The organism is Micromonospora sp. LZ34 (genome assembly GCF_052981855.1).
In genome coordinates, this window is sequence record NZ_JBRIQN010000061.1 from 1 (window position 1) to 18,791 (window position 18,791).

General features: G+C 67.8%; 9 protein-coding genes. 7 read left to right on the plus strand and 2 right to left on the minus strand.

All coding sequences use genetic code 11. The features are described 5' to 3' along the window. Positions 1-1,022: 1,022 nt before the first annotated feature. Positions 1,023-3,347: a beta-N-acetylglucosaminidase domain-containing protein gene (locus tag ACVCAH_RS33570; RefSeq protein ID WP_447140262.1), complete on the minus strand. Its 2,325-nt coding sequence runs from the start codon at positions 3,345-3,347 to the stop codon at positions 1,023-1,025. Between the two features lie 152 nt (positions 3,348-3,499). Between ACVCAH_RS33570 and ACVCAH_RS33575 the strand changes: the two genes are divergently transcribed. The 6 genes from ACVCAH_RS33575 (at position 3,500) to ACVCAH_RS33600 (ending at position 15,850) form a co-directional block, all read left to right on the plus strand. Then, positions 3,500-4,246, plus strand: coding sequence for a GntR family transcriptional regulator (locus ACVCAH_RS33575; protein WP_447140263.1), 747 nt, complete (start codon positions 3,500-3,502; stop codon positions 4,244-4,246). A gap of 712 nt (positions 4,247-4,958) precedes the next feature. Further along, positions 4,959-8,573: a TIM-barrel domain-containing protein gene (locus tag ACVCAH_RS33580; RefSeq protein WP_447140264.1), complete on the plus strand. Its 3,615-nt coding sequence runs from the start codon at positions 4,959-4,961 to the stop codon at positions 8,571-8,573. 37 nt (positions 8,574-8,610) lie between these two features. Next, positions 8,611-11,340 (plus strand): family 20 glycosylhydrolase, encoded by a 2,730-nt coding sequence (locus ACVCAH_RS33585; protein ID WP_447140265.1) that lies wholly within the window; start codon positions 8,611-8,613, stop codon positions 11,338-11,340. A gap of 45 nt (positions 11,341-11,385) precedes the next feature. Further along, positions 11,386-14,997 carry an alpha-N-acetylglucosaminidase TIM-barrel domain-containing protein gene (locus tag ACVCAH_RS33590; protein ID WP_447140266.1) on the plus strand — a complete coding sequence of 1,204 codons (3,612 nt, stop codon included), beginning with the start codon at positions 11,386-11,388 and terminating at the stop codon, positions 14,995-14,997. A gap of 102 nt (positions 14,998-15,099) precedes the next feature. Next, entirely contained in the window at positions 15,100-15,441 is a 342-nt protein-coding gene (locus tag ACVCAH_RS33595; protein ID WP_447140267.1) for a VOC family protein, read from the plus strand. Between the two features lie 142 nt (positions 15,442-15,583). Beyond that, a complete protein-coding gene (locus ACVCAH_RS33600; RefSeq protein WP_447140268.1) occupies positions 15,584-15,850 on the plus strand; it encodes a transposase in 267 nt (88 codons plus the stop codon). A 357-nt stretch (positions 15,851-16,207) separates the two neighbouring features. On the opposite strand, the gene ACVCAH_RS33605 is transcribed toward ACVCAH_RS33600, so the two are convergent. After that, positions 16,208-17,656 (minus strand): Gfo/Idh/MocA family oxidoreductase, encoded by a 1,449-nt coding sequence (locus ACVCAH_RS33605; RefSeq protein ID WP_447140269.1) that lies wholly within the window; start codon positions 17,654-17,656, stop codon positions 16,208-16,210. 238 nt (positions 17,657-17,894) lie between these two features. On the opposite strand from ACVCAH_RS33605, the gene ACVCAH_RS33610 reads away from it, so the two are divergent. Further along, positions 17,895-18,773, plus strand: a complete 879-nt coding sequence (locus tag ACVCAH_RS33610) for an SIS domain-containing protein (protein WP_447140270.1) — start codon at positions 17,895-17,897, stop codon at positions 18,771-18,773. Positions 18,774-18,791: the final 18 nt, after the last annotated feature.

The following is an 18,791-nucleotide window of genomic DNA, read 5'->3' on the forward strand; positions in this document are numbered from 1 at the left end:
GCCAGCGGCTACGCACCCGCACCGCGACCACCCGACGTCACCGCGGACACCTCAACCCCGCTTAACTTCGAAGAGCCATAATGAACCGGTAACGAACTCCTTCGCCGATCGGTCGATAGACGCCACTGTGCGCCGGGTCGAAAGCGGCGCCCAACTGGACCGGAATGGCTGTGGTCATGTTTGACTCCTCGGACCGCCTGACGCGCTTGCCAGCCGCTGAGTACGACCGCGTGCCTTCGGCGAGACAGCGCTCGTCGCCGGGTGAAGCAGCCTGGTCGGGGTTACGAGATCGGGGGAGCAGGTTGGGAGCAACAGGGTGCAGCGAACGGCCTTCAACTGCACCGATCGGCGCTCAACGGTGCGCAACTGCACCCATCCTGGGCTACGGCTTCTCGTTTTTCCAGGTCAGAGTCGGTTCAGCGTCCTACTTCACACCGCAGCGCTCAACGGCACTGAACGGACTTCAACGGCACTCAATGTTCCCTGGTAGGGGAGTATCCGCAGGTCGCAGCGGTAAGGAGTTCCGACCGGCCAAGACCTTGCAAGTGGGGGCAGAGGGGGAGCACCTCGCCGAAGTGGTCACCGCGTCCGAAGCGCTCACCTGCAGGCCGTGCCGCTGGTGCCCTGACCAGCGACGATGCGAGCGGTCTGGCGGCTGTGACATCCCAGAGAAGTTCGAAGTGGTCATCCTGCCAGCGGTCAGGGGCGGAGCGCCTCGCCGGCGACGCGGACCGCCTCGGCGGATCGGCGTTGCAACGAATCGATCGGCGCTTATCGCTGTGCTTCGCTGTTCGGCCGCCGGTGCCTGTCTTACTTCATGGAACACCGGTCTCACCGGCAACCGCTTGACCAGGGCTTCCTGCTCGGTGACCTCTTCGGCGGGTTCGAAGAGGTGCCCCAACGTTCGGCCGTGGCGCGATCGCTGGCTGAGCCTAGCCAGTAGGGGAGGTCCTTCGGGGGTGAGATCGATTGGATGCCCGATCCGATCAGCAGAGCCCCGAAGGATGCCCCGAGGGCCTCGGTCAGCCGGCAGCGCCGTACATGCCCAGCTCGTAGATCGAGTAGCCCCAGTTCGTCTTCCGGTCGACGCCCTGCATCCGCACGAAGCGGACCGGCGTGTTGTCTTCGAGCTCCAAGATGTCGAGGGCGCAGCTGGAGTTGGTCACATCCCTGGCAGTCTGCCAGTTGACGCCGTCGATCGAGGTCTGGATCTGGTACGCCGTGGCGCAGGCAGCCTCCCAGTTGACCGTCACCGCAGCGATCACCGATGGCTCGGCCAGCTCGACCTGGACCCATTCGTTGTCGGAGTATCCGGACGCCCATCGTGTGGAGTTGTCGCCGTCGTTGACGAACCGCGGCGCGAGCCGGTCGAGGTTCTGCTCGATGCTGGAGGCCGTCGCGGTGCCCGAGAGCGCCAGGTTCTCGACGTCGCCGATCTCCCACAGCTCAAGGGCGAGATTGGTTTCGAACAGGAAGGTGTCGAGCACGCTGTCGGCGATGCGTACCGGTGCCCGTCCCCAGCTGTTGTCGGGTGGATCGACGAGGACGTTCTGCGCCTGCTGCATCAGTGCCTGTGACTGTGCGACGAGGGCGTCCGAAGTCGGCTTGTCACCGCGGATCCTGGCCTGCAGCGCGTCCAGCATTCGCTGCGTCGATCGCCCCCAAAGCTCGGTCGCGTCGAGCCACGGCGAGGCGTCGGAGACGAAGCCGGGGTCGACCGCCCCGGCACGTATGGCGGCGGGTGCGGCGGCGATCCGGTCGACGTAGGCGCGAAGGCCGATAACCGCGCCGCTGCGGTCGCCGCCCCGCCAGGCCGTCCAGAAGGCCTGAACCGCTGCGTCGAGGGCGGGTGCCTGTGGCTGCCATGGGGAGCCGAAGCTCGGGGCGAGGTGGTTGAGGTCGCTGAAGACCAGCAGAGCCTCCGTCGCGATGGTGTCTCCTCTGCTGAGGTAGCGCATCGCTTCCCGCCAGTTGCGCGCGGGGTCGTAGGCGCGGTCGTTCCAGGTGAAGTCGGCGAAGCCGAAGATGGCGACCTTGCTCGCTGAGGCCTGGTTCATCGGGTTCGAGACGATGCCGGCGAGATGGTCAGACAGCCCGGCTTCGCGCTTGTCGTAGGGCGCCAGCAGCAGCCGGCCCCTCGTGTTGCCGTAGTCGTTGACCGGGTAGTTGTCCCACACGAACACCTTTCGGCCGAACAGCTGGGAGATCCGCTCCGCGTCGGCGATGGTGATCCTCGGCGGGACGACGGCGGTGCCGGTCCACATCACGACGACCTCGGGGTCGAGGGACGCGCGCCACGACTGCTTGTACGGCGTCTCGGACAAGTCGCCGTACTGGGTCGGGACCGTCTGCAGCGCCCACGTGCCACCGTGAGTCTCGACAAAAGCTGCCTGCACATAACTCAGTAGCTCGGCCTGGGCACGGCCCACGCTCGCCTGGGTGGCGGTGCCGTAGCGGGCGGCGTCCTCTGGACAGTTGAAGCGCAGGGCGATGTCATCGAGCGGGATGGAGTAGGCCCGCACACCGATGTCGTACATCGCCTGAAACTTCGCCAGCAGGGCGCCGCGGTCTGCCGTACCGCTGTAGCAGATCGTGTTTCCTGGGGACAACGCGAAGGTGAACCGTACGTGGTGGGCCTTCGCCTGGCCAACTAGTTGGCCTAGCTCGGCCAGCTTTACCGGCGGGTACGGCTCACGCCAGCGCGCCCGGTGGTATGGGTCGTCCTTCGGAGCGTAGATGTAGGTGTTGGCCTTGACGTCTCCGTAGAACGCGAGCTGGTCCAGGCGCTCCTGGTGGCTCCACGGCTCGCCGTAGAAGCCCTCGATGGTGCCACGCAGCGGCATCGCCGGGTAGTCGCTCACGGTGGCACCGGCGATCCGCCAGCCGCCGTCGTCGGTCGGCACGAACAGCTGTCGCAGGCTCTGTACGGCGTAGTACTGTCCGGCAGCGTCCGTGCCGCCAAGGGCGACCGTGCCGAGCGGCGCATCCGACCGGGCGACATTGAGCGCATAGGCCTCGGCGTGGCCGGGCACGACGGTCGCGCCGAGCGCGGCCGCGACGTGAGGATGGTCTGCCGGGCCGAGCCGTATCGACAGCGGCGCGCGGCCGGACGGTGCGGTCACGACGTCGACCCGGTCGGCGCCATGGCGGTGTAGCAGGTCGACGAGCAGCTGCCGGGCGGCACCATCGGTGTCCCGGCCGGTGACCAGCTCGACCCTGCCGGGGACGACGACGTCGTCGCCGGAACGCGCGATCTGTTGGGGAACGGGCGTGATCTGGGGCAGCGGGTGGGCTGGCTTCGCGCCGGCGGCTGGTGCTGGCACGGCGAGCAGGGCGGCGGTCAGCACGGCGCCGAGTGTGCATGACAGCCAACGCGACAGACGGGGGTGTAACCTCACGATGTCCTCCCAGGCATGGGCGCTAGGTGGTGTGGCGAGGCGGTCTAGACCACTTGTGCCAGTGCACTTTGGAATGCTGGGCGTTGTCAAGGGTGTGCGGCATGATTGGTCAGTTGACGTCGATCCCGGACCGGTCGAAACACGCGGCGATCCGCGAAGAGCTGCGGGCCATGGTTTTTGCTCTCGCCGAGGGAGAGCTGTTGCCCGCCGAGCGGCACCTGGCCGAACGCTGGGGCGTCGCACGGATGACCGTACGTCAGGCCCTGGCTGCCCTCGCACGGGAGGGGATTGTGCGCACCGTCCACGGGCGCGGAACCGTGCGGGCGCCTGAATCGATGCAGCTGCGGGTGCGGCTCGGATCGTTCGCCGATGCCGTCCGCGAGCACGACATGGCGCCCTCCACCCAGATGCTTGAGCACGTGGCCGATCAGTCTCCGCCGGTGGAGGTCGCGGCGTTCCTCAAGCTGGACCCCGGCGAGGCAGCATTGCGCATCCGCCGGCTCCGACTCGGCGACGACGTACCGCTGGCCCTGGAGCGCACCTGGTTGGCAGCGTCCCTCGTACCCGACCTCACCGAGGATGTGCTGTCCAACAGCCTGTACCACTACCTGGAGGGACGTGGTCTGCTGCCGGACTCCGGCGAGGAGTCGGTGGTGGCGGATCTGCCCAACAACGAGGAGATACGGCTGCTCGACCTGGTATCGAGCCGGCCGGTGCTACGCCTGGTGCGCCGCGCGTTCGCCGGCCACCGCCCGATCGAGTACGCCGAGGCTGTGCTGCCCGCCGACCGGTACGAGCTTTGGTTCCCGCTGCAGGGTAAAGATACCCAATGCGGGTGGACCGCCTGAGCCTCAGCCGACGCTCTCCATCGGCACCGGAAGCAGCCAGATGATCGAGAGCACCTTCCTCAACCTCCGACTCGATCCTCGGCCAGTGAGGGAACAACATCCTGATCACCGGCGACAAACTGGCGTCAGGCGGCCACAGCACGATGCTCCACTTGAGACCGCCGCACCACCACCGTCTCCATGCAGAGCCGAAGATCGGACACTCCCACTGCCGGCCTGACCGAGTCAGTCCCGATCACGGTAAGTGGGCCAGAACCAGAACCCTGTGCCTGCCGAAATCTCGGGCCTGTCTCGCTAAAGGTGTTTCCGGCGTCTTCGGTTAGTAGGTTTCGGCGGCCGAAAACCGGTCGCCGAAGGTGATCGAGAACGCATTCAGGGCTGGCTTCCGACGGCGGCGGCTGGCGCGCCCACGGCCCGAGGACGGCGGCGAGGCGATGCCCTCCGCGCCCGCATTCGCAGCACCCCGGCCGTGGCTTGGTCACTTGCACCATCCGGCGAGATTTCGAACTCGGCTATTGCGCTCGCGCGACCACCGCTCAATACTGCTCGACATTGCTCGATATAGCGCAGATCCGATCACCAGCTTGCCTCCGCGAGCCAGGCACAGGACGAACGCGACTCATCAACACCGTGCCGGCTCGGCGGCATCCGTCGAGGCCACACCGGTCACCGACCCGCAACTCGCTTGCTGAACAGAAGGGAACCTCCGCGCATGTTCAGACGTATTCAGCCGACCAGGCGGGCAGCAGTCTGGGCCGCAGCGCTCGCGCTTGGTGTGGGCGGTCCTTCAGTGGTTGGCCTGCCCGCAGCGAGCGCCGCTTCCGGCAGCCTCGGCGTCGCGACCGGCTTCACCGCCGACGGCGACACGTACGTCGTGTCGTCTGGGGAGGCGAAGCTACGGATCGAGTTCCAGGATGACGATGTCTTCCGAGTCCAGCTCGCCCCGGCCGGCGTGTTCACCGACCCGGCGAACGACGACCCGGCGGACCCGTCGCAGCCGGATGCGGACATCGTCGTCAAGCGCGACTACGCGGGTGCCGGTTCCAGGCACGAAGAGACGACCGACGCGTTCGTCATCCGCACCGACGAAGCCATGCTGACCGTGACGAAGGCGCCGGTGACGCTCTCGTTGGCTGACGAGGACGGCCACGTCCTGTGGGACGAGACCGCCCCGCTGGCCTGGGACGGCGCGGGCACGACACAGTCGCTCAGCCGCGGCGCGGACGAGCAGTTCTTCGGCGGCGGCATGCAGAACGGCCGCTTCAGCCATCGTGGTCAGACGATTCAGATCGCCCGAAACTACAACTGGAACGACGGCGGCTATCCCAACGCGGTGCCGTTCTATCTGTCCAGCATCGGGTATGGCGTGCTCCGTAACACCTTCGCGCCGGGTAGCTACAGCTTTGCGCAACCCGTACTCACCAGGCATCAGGAGCAGGGGTTCGATGCGTACTACTTCGTCGGCGACACGCGTGAGGTCATCGACAGCTACACCGAGCTGACCGGCCGCCCGGCGATGATGCCGATGTACGCGTTGGAGATGGGCGACGCGGACTGCTATCTCCACAACGCCAACCGCGGCGAGCGCAAGACGCTGCGTGACTCGAAGGCTATCGCCGAGGGCTACCGCAGCCGCGGTATCCCACTCGGCTGGATGCTGGTCAACGACGGCTACGGCTGCGAGTACGAAGACCTGCCCGAGACCGGCGCCATGCTGGCCGACAACGGCGCCGAGCTGGGCCTCTGGACGCAGCGGGATCTCACCGAGCAGCGGTACGAAGTCTCGAGCGGTGTACGAGTCCGCAAGACCGACGTCGCCTGGGTCGGCCCCGGTTACCGGTTCGCCTTGGACGCCTGCGAAAAGGCGTACGACGGGATCGTCGACAACAGTGACGACCGCGCGGTCGTAATGACGATCGAGGGGTGGGCCGGTACGCAGCGGTGCGGTGCCACGTGGAGCGGGGACCAGTCGGGTTCGTGGGAGTACATCCGCTGGCAGATCCCGACCTACGCCGGCTCGACGCTCTCCGGGCAGCACATGACCACGGGCGACGTCGACGGCATCTTCGGCGGCAGCGCCAAGACGTACGTGCGCGACCTGCAGTGGAAGATGTTCCTGCCGATGACGTACGCCATGAGCGGCTGGGCGGCCAGTGACAAGCAGCCGTGGCGGTACGGCGAGCCGTACACGAGCATCAACAAGAAGTACCTGCTGTTGCACGAGCGGCTGTTGCCGTACTTCTACACGCACTCGGCGAGCGCCAGCGCCAACGGTCTCGGGCCGACCCGCCCGCTCTATGTCAACTATCCCGACGACCCCAGGACGTGGGGCGACGCGGTGAAGTACGAGTTCCTTGCCGGTGACGACTTCCTGGTCGCACCGGTCTACTCCGACACCGCAGTCCGGGACGGTATCTACCTGCCCGAGGGTCGTTGGGTGGACTACTGGACCGGTCGGGTCTACGACGGTAACCGGACGGTCGATGGCTACCGGGCACCGCTCGACACGCTGCCGCTCTTCGTCCGTGCCGGTGCGATCGTGCCGATGTTCCCCGAGGGAACGACCGACTGGGCGCAAGGCAAGAAGTCGGGTCAGCTCGACCTCGACATCTACCCCGAGGGAAACTCGACGTTTACCGCGTACGAGGACGACGGCCGCTCCCAGTCGTACGCCGCCGGCCGGTCGGCAACGCAGCGGATCGACGTCACGGCACCGGGCGCTGGGCAGAGAGGCCCGGTGGAGGTGCGCATCGGTGCCCTCGACGGCGACTACGCCGGAAAGGCGACCGAGCGCCGGTACCGGCTGAGCGTCCACACCGACGCCGAGCCAGGTGGCGTCCATGTCGGGCCCGCAGCACTGACTCAGCTGCGCGGTGCCGACGAGTTGGCCACCGCAGAGTCGGGGTGGTACTACGACCCGGCCACCGGCGTGGTTCACGTCAAGACCGCCAGCGTCTCCACCGCGGCGCCGCTCACCGTGCGCCTGAACGGTGCCGCCGCAGTGGGCGGGCAGCACCCGGACGAGCGGCACGCCACGATCGATCTCGACGTGCCGGCGATCGCTGCACGGGGTACGGGCGTTCCCGTCGCGGCGAGCCTCACCAACCAGACCGGTAAGCCGGTGGACGTGAAGCGTGCGGAACTCACCGTCCCGTCCGGCTGGGCCGTCGAGGCGGACGGGCCGACCAGCAAGGCGGACCTGCCGGACGGCAAGACGTTCACTGCCACCTTCACCGTGACGCCTACCGCGGACGTGCGGCCAGGACGTTACGAACTGTCGGCCAGGGCGACTTACGTCGTACGAGATGTGGAGCGCGCCGTCGGTGACCGGGCCGAGGCCACCGTGGCGCATGCGTCGCTGGCGTCGACGTTCAACAACGTCGGGATCACCGCGCAGAACAATCCGGCGCCGGGCAACATCGACGGCGGCGGATCAAGCTTCATCGCCGAGCGGCTCGCAACCGTCGGCCTGACCCCGGGTGCCACCGTGTCTGCCAACGGGTTCACGTTCACCTGGCCCGCATCCGCACCTGGCACGCCGGACAACCTCGCCTCAGGCGGGGAGACGACCGCGCTGTCCGGGACGGGCAACGCGCTCGCCTTCCTCGGGACGGGTACCAGCGCGGCGGCCGGCGGCTCGGCGACCGTCCACTACACGGACGGTACGAGCGTGACCGGAACGCTCGGCTTCCCCAACTGGTGCTGCCTGCCCACGGACACGTTTGGCGCGAAGATCGCCTTCTCGACCAAGGGCAAGAACACTCCCAACGGGCCGGCCTTCCCGACCGTTGACTACCGCTTTTACACGACGACGATGCGCATCGACCCGACCAAGGAGGTCGCCGCAGTCACGCTGCCGGCCAACGCGGCCGTGCATGTGTTCGCCATGGCGGTCGGCAATGAGGTCGTCGTGCCACCCGCGATCGAGGACGGGCAGTACGCGCTCGGCAACGTCGGTGCAGGCGCGAACCTGGAGGCACCCGGGAACACCAACGCCGGGCAGCTCCGCGTTGCCGCCTCATTCACGTCGCCGTCGCAGAAGTGGGTGGTTAAGCGCAACAGCGACGGGTCGTACGAGCTCCGCAATGCCGGCAGCGGGCTGTGCGCCGACGTGGCGGCCAGCTCGCAAACGAGCGGCGCGCAGGTCGTGCAGTACACCTGCACCGGCACCGCAAACCAACGGTGGCTCATCATCAAGACCAACGGTCAGCTCACGATCAAGGCCAAGCACAGCGGGCTGTCACTGACCGCCGGGACGAACGCTCTCGTGGTCCAGGCCACCGACACGGCCGCCGCCCACCAGCGGTGGACAGCCACGGCCAGCTGAACGCCGCGTGATCCCACCGACCAGACATCTCGATCACATGAGAGGCGATCTCGTGCTCAACACTGTCCGGAGGGCCGCAGCCCTTGGGCTCGGCGCGGCACTCGGCGCCGCCCTGCTGGCGGCGCCCACGACCGTGGCGGCGTCGGCCGTGAACCCTGCCAGCCGACCTGGCGGCGCCGGCGCCGTCGTACCCCGTCCCACGAGCTGGCAGCCCGCGGAGGGCGTCGCCACCATCGGGACCGGCACCCGGATCCTCGTCGACCCGCTCAGTGGGGGCCGGTGGACGACCGGGGCCGACCAGCCTGGGCTGGCACACCGGCCGACGGTGCGGGTTGCGCTGGCCCTGGCCGACGAGCTGCGGGAGGTGGCCGGGTTCAGCCCGCAGGTGTCGGCCGACGTACGCACCGCCGATCAGGACGACATCGTGGTCCGCCTGGTCGACGACAGCGAGCTCGGCGCTGAGGGCTACCAGCTGCGCATCGGTGGCGGCCCCACGCAGATCACGGCCGGCACCAGCACGGGCGTCCATTACGCCGGCCGCACGCTGGAGCAGATGCTCACCTCCAGCGGAGACGGTCGCTCGTTGCAGGCAGGAACCGTGCGCGACGTCCCCGATCAGCAGTACCGCCAGGTGATGCTGGACGCCGGTCGTAAGTACTGGCAGCCGGACTACCTGAAGAACCTCGTCCGCCAGATGTCCTGGCACAAGATGAACACCCTGTTCCTGCACCTGTCCGACGCCGAAGGGTTCCGGCTCGACTCGCGCGCATTCCCCGGGCTCGCCGACCCGGACGTGAGCTACGACGAGGAGGAGATCGCAGATCTGGTCGCCTTCGCGGCCGACCACCACGTGATGGTGGTGCCCGGCATCGACGTTCCGGGTCACGGCACAGTGCTCAGCGACCACTTCCAGATCGGCTTCGGCGACGGGGCGAACCCGTGCCTGCGGGCGCACATGCACAGCCACCTCACCCCGGATTGGGCCATCGACATCACGGACGCGCGGAGCACCCAGACCTCAGTGGCCCTGCTCGAAGAGTTCCTACCGTGGTTCGACGCGCCGTACGCACACCTCGGCGCGGACGAGCTGCCCGGCCAGCTCGGCAACTGCCCGCGGGTCCGGAACGCGCTGGACGCCGACCCGGACGTGAGTACGCTCGGCGACCTGCTCTCCCGGTTCATCAACGACCTCGACGACACCGTGAACCGGCTCGGCAAGCGCACCATCATCTACAACGGTGTCGAGCACATGAGTTCGCCTCAGCAGGATGTGCACGACGACGTCGTGTTCATGACCTGGGAGCACAGCAGCAGCGAACCGGCGGTCCCGGGCAAGGACGAGATCGCGATCGGCCCGTTCTATGTGACGCCGAACAACTATCACAACCTCTACCCAAACGAGGGGTGGATGTACGACACCTGGGAGCCGAGCCTGGCCGAGGACATGATCGGCAGCGGCATCATGAACTGGGCCGACTACAACTTCTGGGCCAGGGACGAGTACTACGAGCGGCTGATGGCGATGCCGCGCGCGATCCTCGCCGACCGCACCTGGAACGCAACACCGACACGCGACACCGTGACGGACTTCCGTGCGCGGGTCGCCGCGCTCGGTCCAGCACCGGGCGTGGACGAACCGGAGGCGCCAGAGCGGGTCGACGACGGCCACCCCAGTCACCACTGGACGTTCGACGACGCCAGCTACCCCTCCGGCTGGACCTACGCCGGCAGTCCCGGCAACACGATCTTCGCCGAAGACGTCGCCGGCGACCTTCCCGGCACGTCGTACATCATCAACAACCCGACGCCGGTGGCCGGTATCTCCGGGCAGGCCTGGCACTTCGACAACGACCGCGATGGTGTCGGCTTCGGCGGGCTCGACGTGGCGCCGCCGTGGACCTTCTCGGCATGGGTGCGCCGCACCGGCTCGACCGGCAACGCGACTCTGATCAGCTCCAAGTCGACCGCGCTCAAGCTCGAGCAGTGGGGGGCGCCCTGCGGGCAGGTCGGGTTCACCAAGAAGGGCGTGGCCGACCACACCTTCGACTACGTGACGCCGATCGACGAGTGGGTCCATCTGACGTTCGTGACCAAGCCTGACCGCACCGAGTTGTTCGTCAACGGCGAGTACGTCGACAGCGTCGATGCCGCGGTCGACCTGCCGATGCGGTCGATCGGTGACGTGGGATCCTCCGTGCGAGGCACCCTCGACGAAGTGCAGACGTACGACGAGGCGCTCACCCCCGAAGCCGTTCGCGCAGCCTACGAGTCGTTCGGCGTGGTCGGCTCCGCCAAGCAGGCGCCGTGCCTGCGCAGCGTCGCGGTCGGTGCTGCGGCTGTGCAGAGCAGCACGGCCTACGGTGGGGTCGCCGGTCGGGCCGTGGACGGCAACACCTCAGGCTCCTGGGGATCGGGATCGGTGACGCACACCGCGGAGGACAAGTCGCCGGAGCCCTACTGGCAGGCCGACCTCGGCCGGTCCTACACGCCCGCGGAGATCGCGGTCTGGAACCGTACCGACTGCTGCGGCTCCCGGCTGAGCAACTACTACGTCCTGTTCTCCGAGCAGCCGATCGTCGGGACCAGCCTCGCGGATGCACTGGCCACGCCCGGCGTACACGTCTACTACCAGGCCGGCACCGCGGGCTTGCCGACGCGAATCCCCACCGGTGGTGCGTCGGGCAGGTACGTGCGGGTTCAGCTGGCGGGCACGGCCCCGCTCTCGCTGGCCGAGGTGCAAGTCAACGTCAACGACTCCCGTGACTGACGGGGCGTCGATCCACTGCCCTAATCGCCGCAGAGGAGCATCAAGATGATCGCCCGAAGTTCCGGATCGGCCGGGCCACATGCACTTGTCAGCGTCGTCGTGGCTTCCCTGATCGCGTCAGTAGCGGCACCGCTGCTGCCGCCCGAGGGGGCAGCGGCTGCGGAAGCGACGGCTGTCCCGGCCGCCGATCAGGAGACCTTCTCCGTCGAGCCGGCGGTCGAGGTGCTCGGTCGGCTGCTGCCACCCGACCTTGCCCGCCAGGTTCAGTTCGAGGCAGTCAACGGCGACGGGGAATCGGACTGGTTCCGGATCTCGGGTAAGGCTCAGCAGACCACGATCGAGGGCACCAGCGTCTCTTCTCTCCTGACCGGATTCAACGCCTACCTCGGGGAAGTCGTCGGCGTGAACGTCTCCTGGACCGGCGATTCGCTGGACCGGCTGCCCAGGCGCTTGCCGGTGCCGGACCGTGAGATCGTCCGCCGAGCTAACGTGTCGCACCGGTTCGCGCTCAACGACACCGATGACGGTTACACCGGCGCCTACCGCACCTGGAAGGATTGGGAGCGGGAGATAGACGTGCTCGCGATGCACGGCATCAACGAGGTCTTCATGCCGGTGGGAGCGGAAGCGGTCTACCTCGACACGTTCCAGGAGTTCGGCCATACGGAAGCCGAGGCGCTGGAGTGGATCCCGCAGCCGGCGCATCAACCGTGGTGGCTGCTCCAGAACATGTGCTGCTTCCCCAGCGCGATCTCGCGGGCGCAGGTGGAGCAGCGTGCCGCGCTCGGTGAAAAGATCGCCCGCCGGCTGCGCGAGCTTGGTATCACACCGGTCCTTCCGGGCTACTTCGGCACGGTTCCACCGCACTTTGCGGAGAAGAACCCAGGTGCCAACGTCGTACCGCAAGGTGGTTGGGTCGGTTTCGAACGGTCCGGCTGGCTCGATCCGACCGGCGACCAGTTCGACGCGGTGGCGGAGGCTTTCTACCGTCACTCGAAGCGGCGCTTCAGTGCCTCGTCCATGTACAAGATGGACCTGCTCCACGAGGGCGGCCGCGCCGGCTCGGTCGACGTGGCTGCCGCCAGCATTGCGGTCGAGTCCGCGCTGCAAGAGGCCAACCCGGGAGCGATCTGGGCGATCCTCGGTTGGCAGAACAACCCCCTGCGCCAGACGCTCACTGCGATCGACCGGTCGAAGATGCTGATCGTCGACGGCCTGTCGGACCGCTACCAAGGTCTCGACCGGGAGGCGTCCTGGCTCCAGACACCGTACGCCTTCGGGTCCATCTGGAACTTCGGCGGGCACACGACGATGGGCGCCAACATGGCCGTGTGGAACGAGCGCTACTGGGCTTGGAAGGCGAAGCAGGGCAGCGCCCTCGACGGAATCGCCGTACTACCGGAGGCCAGTGACAACAACCCGGTCGCCTTTGACTTCCTCACCTCGCTGGCATGGTCGGACGGACCGGTTGACATGCAAGCCTGGTACGAAGGGTGGGCGACCCGTCGGTACGGCGGCACGGACGCGGCGGCACAGGCTGCCTGGCGGGCAGCAGGGAGCACGGCCTACTCGCTGCCGGCAGACGGCTGGTCCGAAGCCCACGACGGGCTCTTCGCCGCGCAGCCGAGTCTGACGGCCACGACCGCAGCAACCTGGTCTCCGCAGAAGATGCGCTACGAAGCGACGCCCTTCGCGCAGGCACTTCCGTCCCTGCTGGCAATGTCGCCGGAGCTGCGTACGTCCAGCGCCTACCGTTACGACCTCGCCGATGTCGCACGGCAGGTTCTGTCGAACCACAGCCGGGTGCTGCTCCCTCAGATCAAGGCTGCCTACGACGCGCGAGACGTCGCGAGGTTCTCCGCGCTGACCGGGCAATGGCTCGAGGAGATCGATCTGCTGGAGCAGGTCACGGCAACCAATCGGGAGACGATGCTCGGGCCGTGGCTCGCCGATGCCAGATCGTGGGCGTCGACACCGGCCGAGGCGGACCGGCTCGAGCACGACGCCCGGACCTTGTTGACCGTGTGGGGCAACCGGTCGGGCGCCCAGGCGGGGCTACACGACTACGCCAACCGCGAATGGGCAGGGCTCCTGAGCTCCTACTACAAGCCCCGTTGGCAAGCCTTCTTCGACGAGCTCGGCGCCGCGCTGGCCGAGAACAGGGCTCCGCGGCCGATCGACTGGTACGCGATGGGCGACAACTGGACGCGCCGGACCGACCAGCTGCCCGTCAAGCCAAGCGGCGACATTCACGACGTGGCGCAGCAGGTGCTTGCTTATCTGCGAGGACACCCGTGGCCATTGACGCTGGCCGTTAACAGTGGGACGGGTGCGCTGTCGGCAAACAACCCGATGGTCGTGGAACTCAGCCTGCGCAACGACAATCCGTTCACCGATGTCACCGATGCGCAGGTGCGGCTGTCCGCGGAACCCGGCATCACCGTGCAGCCCCTCGACGAGACGAACCGGGCCGTGCTGACCGCCGGCGAGGCGTTGCGGGTCAAGTTCGCGGTAAGTCTCTCCGAACCTGACGTCGTCTCGTCGACTGTCGTCGGTCTCCGGGCACGGGGCAGTTACGACGTCCTGGGCCGAGCGGAGCAGACGACCACGACCGTACGGCTGCTGGTCGCAGGCGGCGTGGAGGAGCCGAACCGGACGGTTTCCTTCAACAGTGCCCTCTTCGCGCAGCGCGGCGACTCGTACGCTATCCAGGGCGGTGGAGCCGACCTCTGGGGCGGCACCAACCAGTTCGGTGCGATTTATCGAGATGATGCCCTCGGCTCCAGCGGCTCGGTGACGACCAAGGTGGAGGCGCAGGATCCGACCGGGCCCTGGGCGCGTGCCGGCATCATCGTCCGCGACGACCTCACGACCCAGGGCAGCAAGGGATTCCTCAACCTTGCGCTGACACCGGCCAACGGATGCGTGCTGTCATGGGACTCCAACAACGACGGCCGGCTGGACAGCATTCGCCAGGACCGGTCGTTCACCTCGTCGGCGCACCTGCGGCTGAGCCGTGATGGCGACCGATTCCTTGCAGAGTGCAGCACGGACGGCGCCACCTGGATCCAGGTTGGCTCAGCGCTCGTGCCCGCGGTGGATGTCTCCGACGCAGGGCTCTTCATGACCGCCGCGAGCAGTAGCCGTGGACTCGCGCAATTCACCGGCTTCAACGTCGGCGAGGTCTCCGGTCCGGAGCCGCCGGCACCCGGCACGCACTACCTGTCCGACCTGCCGTTCGCTTCCTCGATGGGCGGCCACGGACCGTGGGAGCGCGACATGCACAACGGCGAGACCGCCTCCGGCGACGGCGGTCCGATGATGCTCATGGGCACGACGTACGCCAAGGGTTTGGGCAGCAACGCCGACGCCGAGGCGGTGTTCTACCTGGGCGGCGCCTGCACGCGGTTCAGCTCGGTGGTCGGGATCGACGACACGATGGCGCGGCCGGACGCCGACGGAGACGTCATCGTCGAGGTCTGGGCCGATGACACGTTGGCCTACGCCAGCGACGTCGTGAGACCGGGGGAGCAGCCGCGCGTGATCGATCTCGACGTGACCGGCGCCGGCGAGCTGAAGCTGGTCGTGAAGAAGTACGACGCCAACAACTGGTGGGATCGCGTCGACTGGGCCAACGCCCAAGTGGTCTGCGGCTGACCTTGCCCACAGGGTGGCCCGGCTCAATGACCTCCGCAGAGGATGCGGAGGAGCCGGGCCACCTCGTCCGCCACCTGCTCAGACACGGCCTAGCATGACCTCATGACCATAGATCTGTTCGCGGGAATCCCCGTCCGCGACTACTCCTCGGCGGCGGCCTGGTACGAGCGACTCCTCGGCGTCCCGCCGTCGTTCCTGCCCAACGACATCGAGGCGGTGTGGGAGCTCGCCGACCACCGGTACGTGTTCATCGAGGTGCGGCCCGAGCATGCCGGGCACGCCATGCACACCGTCTTCCTCGGCGACTTCGACGCCCGCATTTCCCAGATCGCCGAGCGTGGCCTGGAGCCGGCCGAGCGCGAGACCTACGCCAACGGCGTCCGCAAGGCCACCTTCCGCGACCCAGACGGCAACGAGATCGGCTTTGGCGGCGCGCCGGTCTGACCGAGGCGGACGTCAGCCTCCGGCCTAGACCGGGTTTGGGAACTCATGCCCATTGCAGCACAACAAACTCAACAAGAAGCCTTCCTCAATTCTCAAACAACGGTCGGGTCGTGGAGGCCGGAACTCGAGGGATAGATGTTTCATGGCTGGGACGAGACGCTGGTTCGATCCGGAGTTCCGCGCGGGCGTGGTGCGCATCGTGCGGGAGACCGGGAAGTCGATCGCTCAGGTCGCGCGTGACCTGGACATCAGTGACGGGACCCTGTCGAACTGGGTGAAGAAGGATCGCGAAGAGCGCGGCGAGGCCGCCGGCGCTGGCGCGCTGAGCGAGGACGAGCGCGCGGAGCTGGCCCGGTTGCTGCGGGAGACGCAGTCGGGGTTCGACGTACAGATGAGCGTTCCTAGATAGGCATGACCCGATGGGGAGCGATACAAGGTCAAAGTCCGGCAGGAGTCGGGACTGCACCTTTAGGCAGTTGATCGCCGAGCAGGTGCGGTTGCGCGAACGGGTGCGCATCGTGCGCGCTATGCGCGATTCGCTGGGACACGAGCTGAGCCTGATCGCGCTGCGAGCGAGCGCGCCTAAGGTGTCGCCGCCCGCTGGCCCAAGTCGTCGGCGTGGCGAGTCGCCCAGCCGCCAACGATCATGGGATCCGGGGTGCGCTCATGGCGCACGCGATCATGATGGGCGATTCGTTGGTGGTTGACCAGAGTCAGGGTGCCGCGCCGGCCGGAGGATTGGCCGGCGCGGCACCGGATGGCAGGATCAGTTCTTGTCCAGCCACGGGTCCTCGGGCTTCGGCCGGTCGAACGTGGGCCGCGCGTCCTTCCAGTGCCCGCGGGTGAAGTCGGGCACCTTGACCGGGTGCATCTGGCCGGTCTTCAACGACTCGTGGCTGAGCGGGATCACCGAGCACCACGCCGCCGAGTCGTAGACGTCGATGTCGGGGGTCATGCCGAGCCGCATCGTCTGGATGAGACGCCAGATGGAGATGAAGTCCCCGCCGCCGTGGCCGCCATACCGGCTGGCCAGGCCCTCCAGCGTCGGCCACAACCAGTGGTCGTGCTGCCGCAGGATGGTGTTGTAGTCGTTGCCGGTCCGCCATGCGTGGTTGGTGTGGCCGAGCGACTCGAGGTACACCCGGCTGTTGTCGACCTCGATCGTCCCTCGGGTGCCGGTGAGCGTCGTCTCGCGGCTGTACGGGTGCGGGGAGTTCACGTCGTGCTCGACCCGGATGAACCGGCCGCTGGTCGTGGTGACGAAGCAGGTGTGCCGGTCGCCGGAGATGTAGGGGGCGTCATCCCATGACGAGTGGTCGGGGCCGACCCGCGGGTCCTCCGAGCGGAAGAGGGCCAGCGCCTTGGGCAGGGACGCCACGGAGATCAGCTCCTCGAACCGGTCCCCCCGGTTGATGCCGAGGGTGGCCGACACCGGCCCGAGGCCGTGGGTCGGGTAGTGCGAGGCGTTCATCCGGGTCTGCCAGCGGCGCCGCCAGTGCTCGGGGTAGTAGGCCCCGCCAAACGTGTACGGCCAGCGCAGGTCGTGGACGTACCCGCCGGAGGCGTGCTGCAGGTCGCCGAAGAGCCCCTGCTGGGCCATGTTGAACATCGCCATCTCGGGCCGGAAGTAGTTGACGTTCTCCAGCAGGATGCAGTGCTTCCTGGTCCGTTCCGAGGTGCGGACCAGGTCCCAGATCTGATCGAGGTATGGCGCGATCGGCAGTTCCACGGCGACGTGCTTGCCGTGCTCCATGGCCGCCTTGGCCATCGGGTGGTGCCACTCCCACGGGGTGGCGATGTAGACGAGGTCGATGTCGTCGCGCCGGAGCAGGTTGAGGTAGTCCTCCTCGCCCGCGGAGTAGCCGACCGGCGGGGTGTCCTGGAAGCCCTGCTGCATGACCCGGCTGATGGTGCGGTCGACCCGGTCGGCGCGGATGTCGCAGACGGCGGTGACGGTGGCAACCGCGGCGAACCGCAGGTCCTGGCCGCCGCCGCGGTTGCCGACGCCGATGAGCCCGACGCGGACGCGGTCGAAGCCCTCGAACGGAACGTTGGTCATGCTCTTCTCGTCGGTGCCGCGCGCAGGTTCGGTGCCGGTGGGGTCGGCGGCGGCGGGGGCGCTGAGGGCGCCGGTGACGCCGGCGGCGGCGCCCAGCACGACCCCGGAGCGGAGCAGGTCACGACGGGACGGATTGAACTGAGGGGGTGGGGCCACAGTGATCACTCCCTGTATGACTGAGTCTGATCGAACTTGCCTACTTGCGTTGGCTGATGAGCAGTGTCAATCAAAGATTCATCGATGGCAAGGGGTGGCCTTGCCTGTCGGACCTGACTTCGTGGGATCTCACGGGACGGATTGCTGAACGGGCGACCGCCGATTTACGCTCGACTCCCCGTCAAACCGCGCGGTTTCGTGCGGCCGGGATCCCTCGTGGGCAGCAGGTCGGAGCGTCATGACACACGTCGAAGAGGAAATCGCCAGCCAACCGGAGTGCTGGCAACGAGGCATCGCGCTGGCGGGCTCGCTCGCCGAACAGCTGCCGCGCCACGGCGAGCGGGTCGCCGTCGTCGGTTGCGGCACGTCGTGGTTCATGGCGATGGCTTACGCAGGACTGCGCGAACGAGCCGGCCACGGCGAGACGGACGCGTTCGCGGCGTCGGAGTTCCCGAGGGAGCGCCGCTACGACCGGGTGCTGGTGATCAGCCGCTCCGGCACCACCACCGAGGTGCTGGACCTCCTGCGCGGCATCCAGGGCAGCACCCGGAGCACCGGCATCTTCGGCGACCCCCAGTCTCCGGCGGTGACCCTGGTGGAAGACCCGGTCTGCCTGCCGTTCGCCGACGAGAAGTCGGTAGTGCAGACCCGGTTCGCCACGACCGCGCTGGCGGTACTGCGCGCGCACCTCGGCGAGAACCTCGACCGGGCGGTCGGCGACGCGGCGGAGGCCCTGGCCGCACCGCTGCCGCTGGATCCCGCGACCCTGGAACAGGTGACGTTCCTCGGCCGGGACTGGACGGTCGGGCTCGCCCATGAGGCGGGGCTCAAGTGCCGCGAAGCCGCCACCTTCTGGGCCGAGGCGTTCCCGGCGATGGACTACCGGCACGGCCCGATCGCCATCGCCGGCCCCGATCGGGCGGTGTGGGCGTTCGGAGCGGTGCCAGCCGGGCTGCCCGACGACGTGACCCGCACCGGCGCCGCCTTCGTCCACTCCGTACGCGACCCGATGGCCGATCTGATCCTCGCGCAGCGGCTGGCCGTCGCCCTGGCCCTGCACCGGGGGCTCAACCCCGACGCGCCACGCCACCTGACCCGCTCGGTGGTCCTGGCGTGACCCGCGGCAGGAATCACG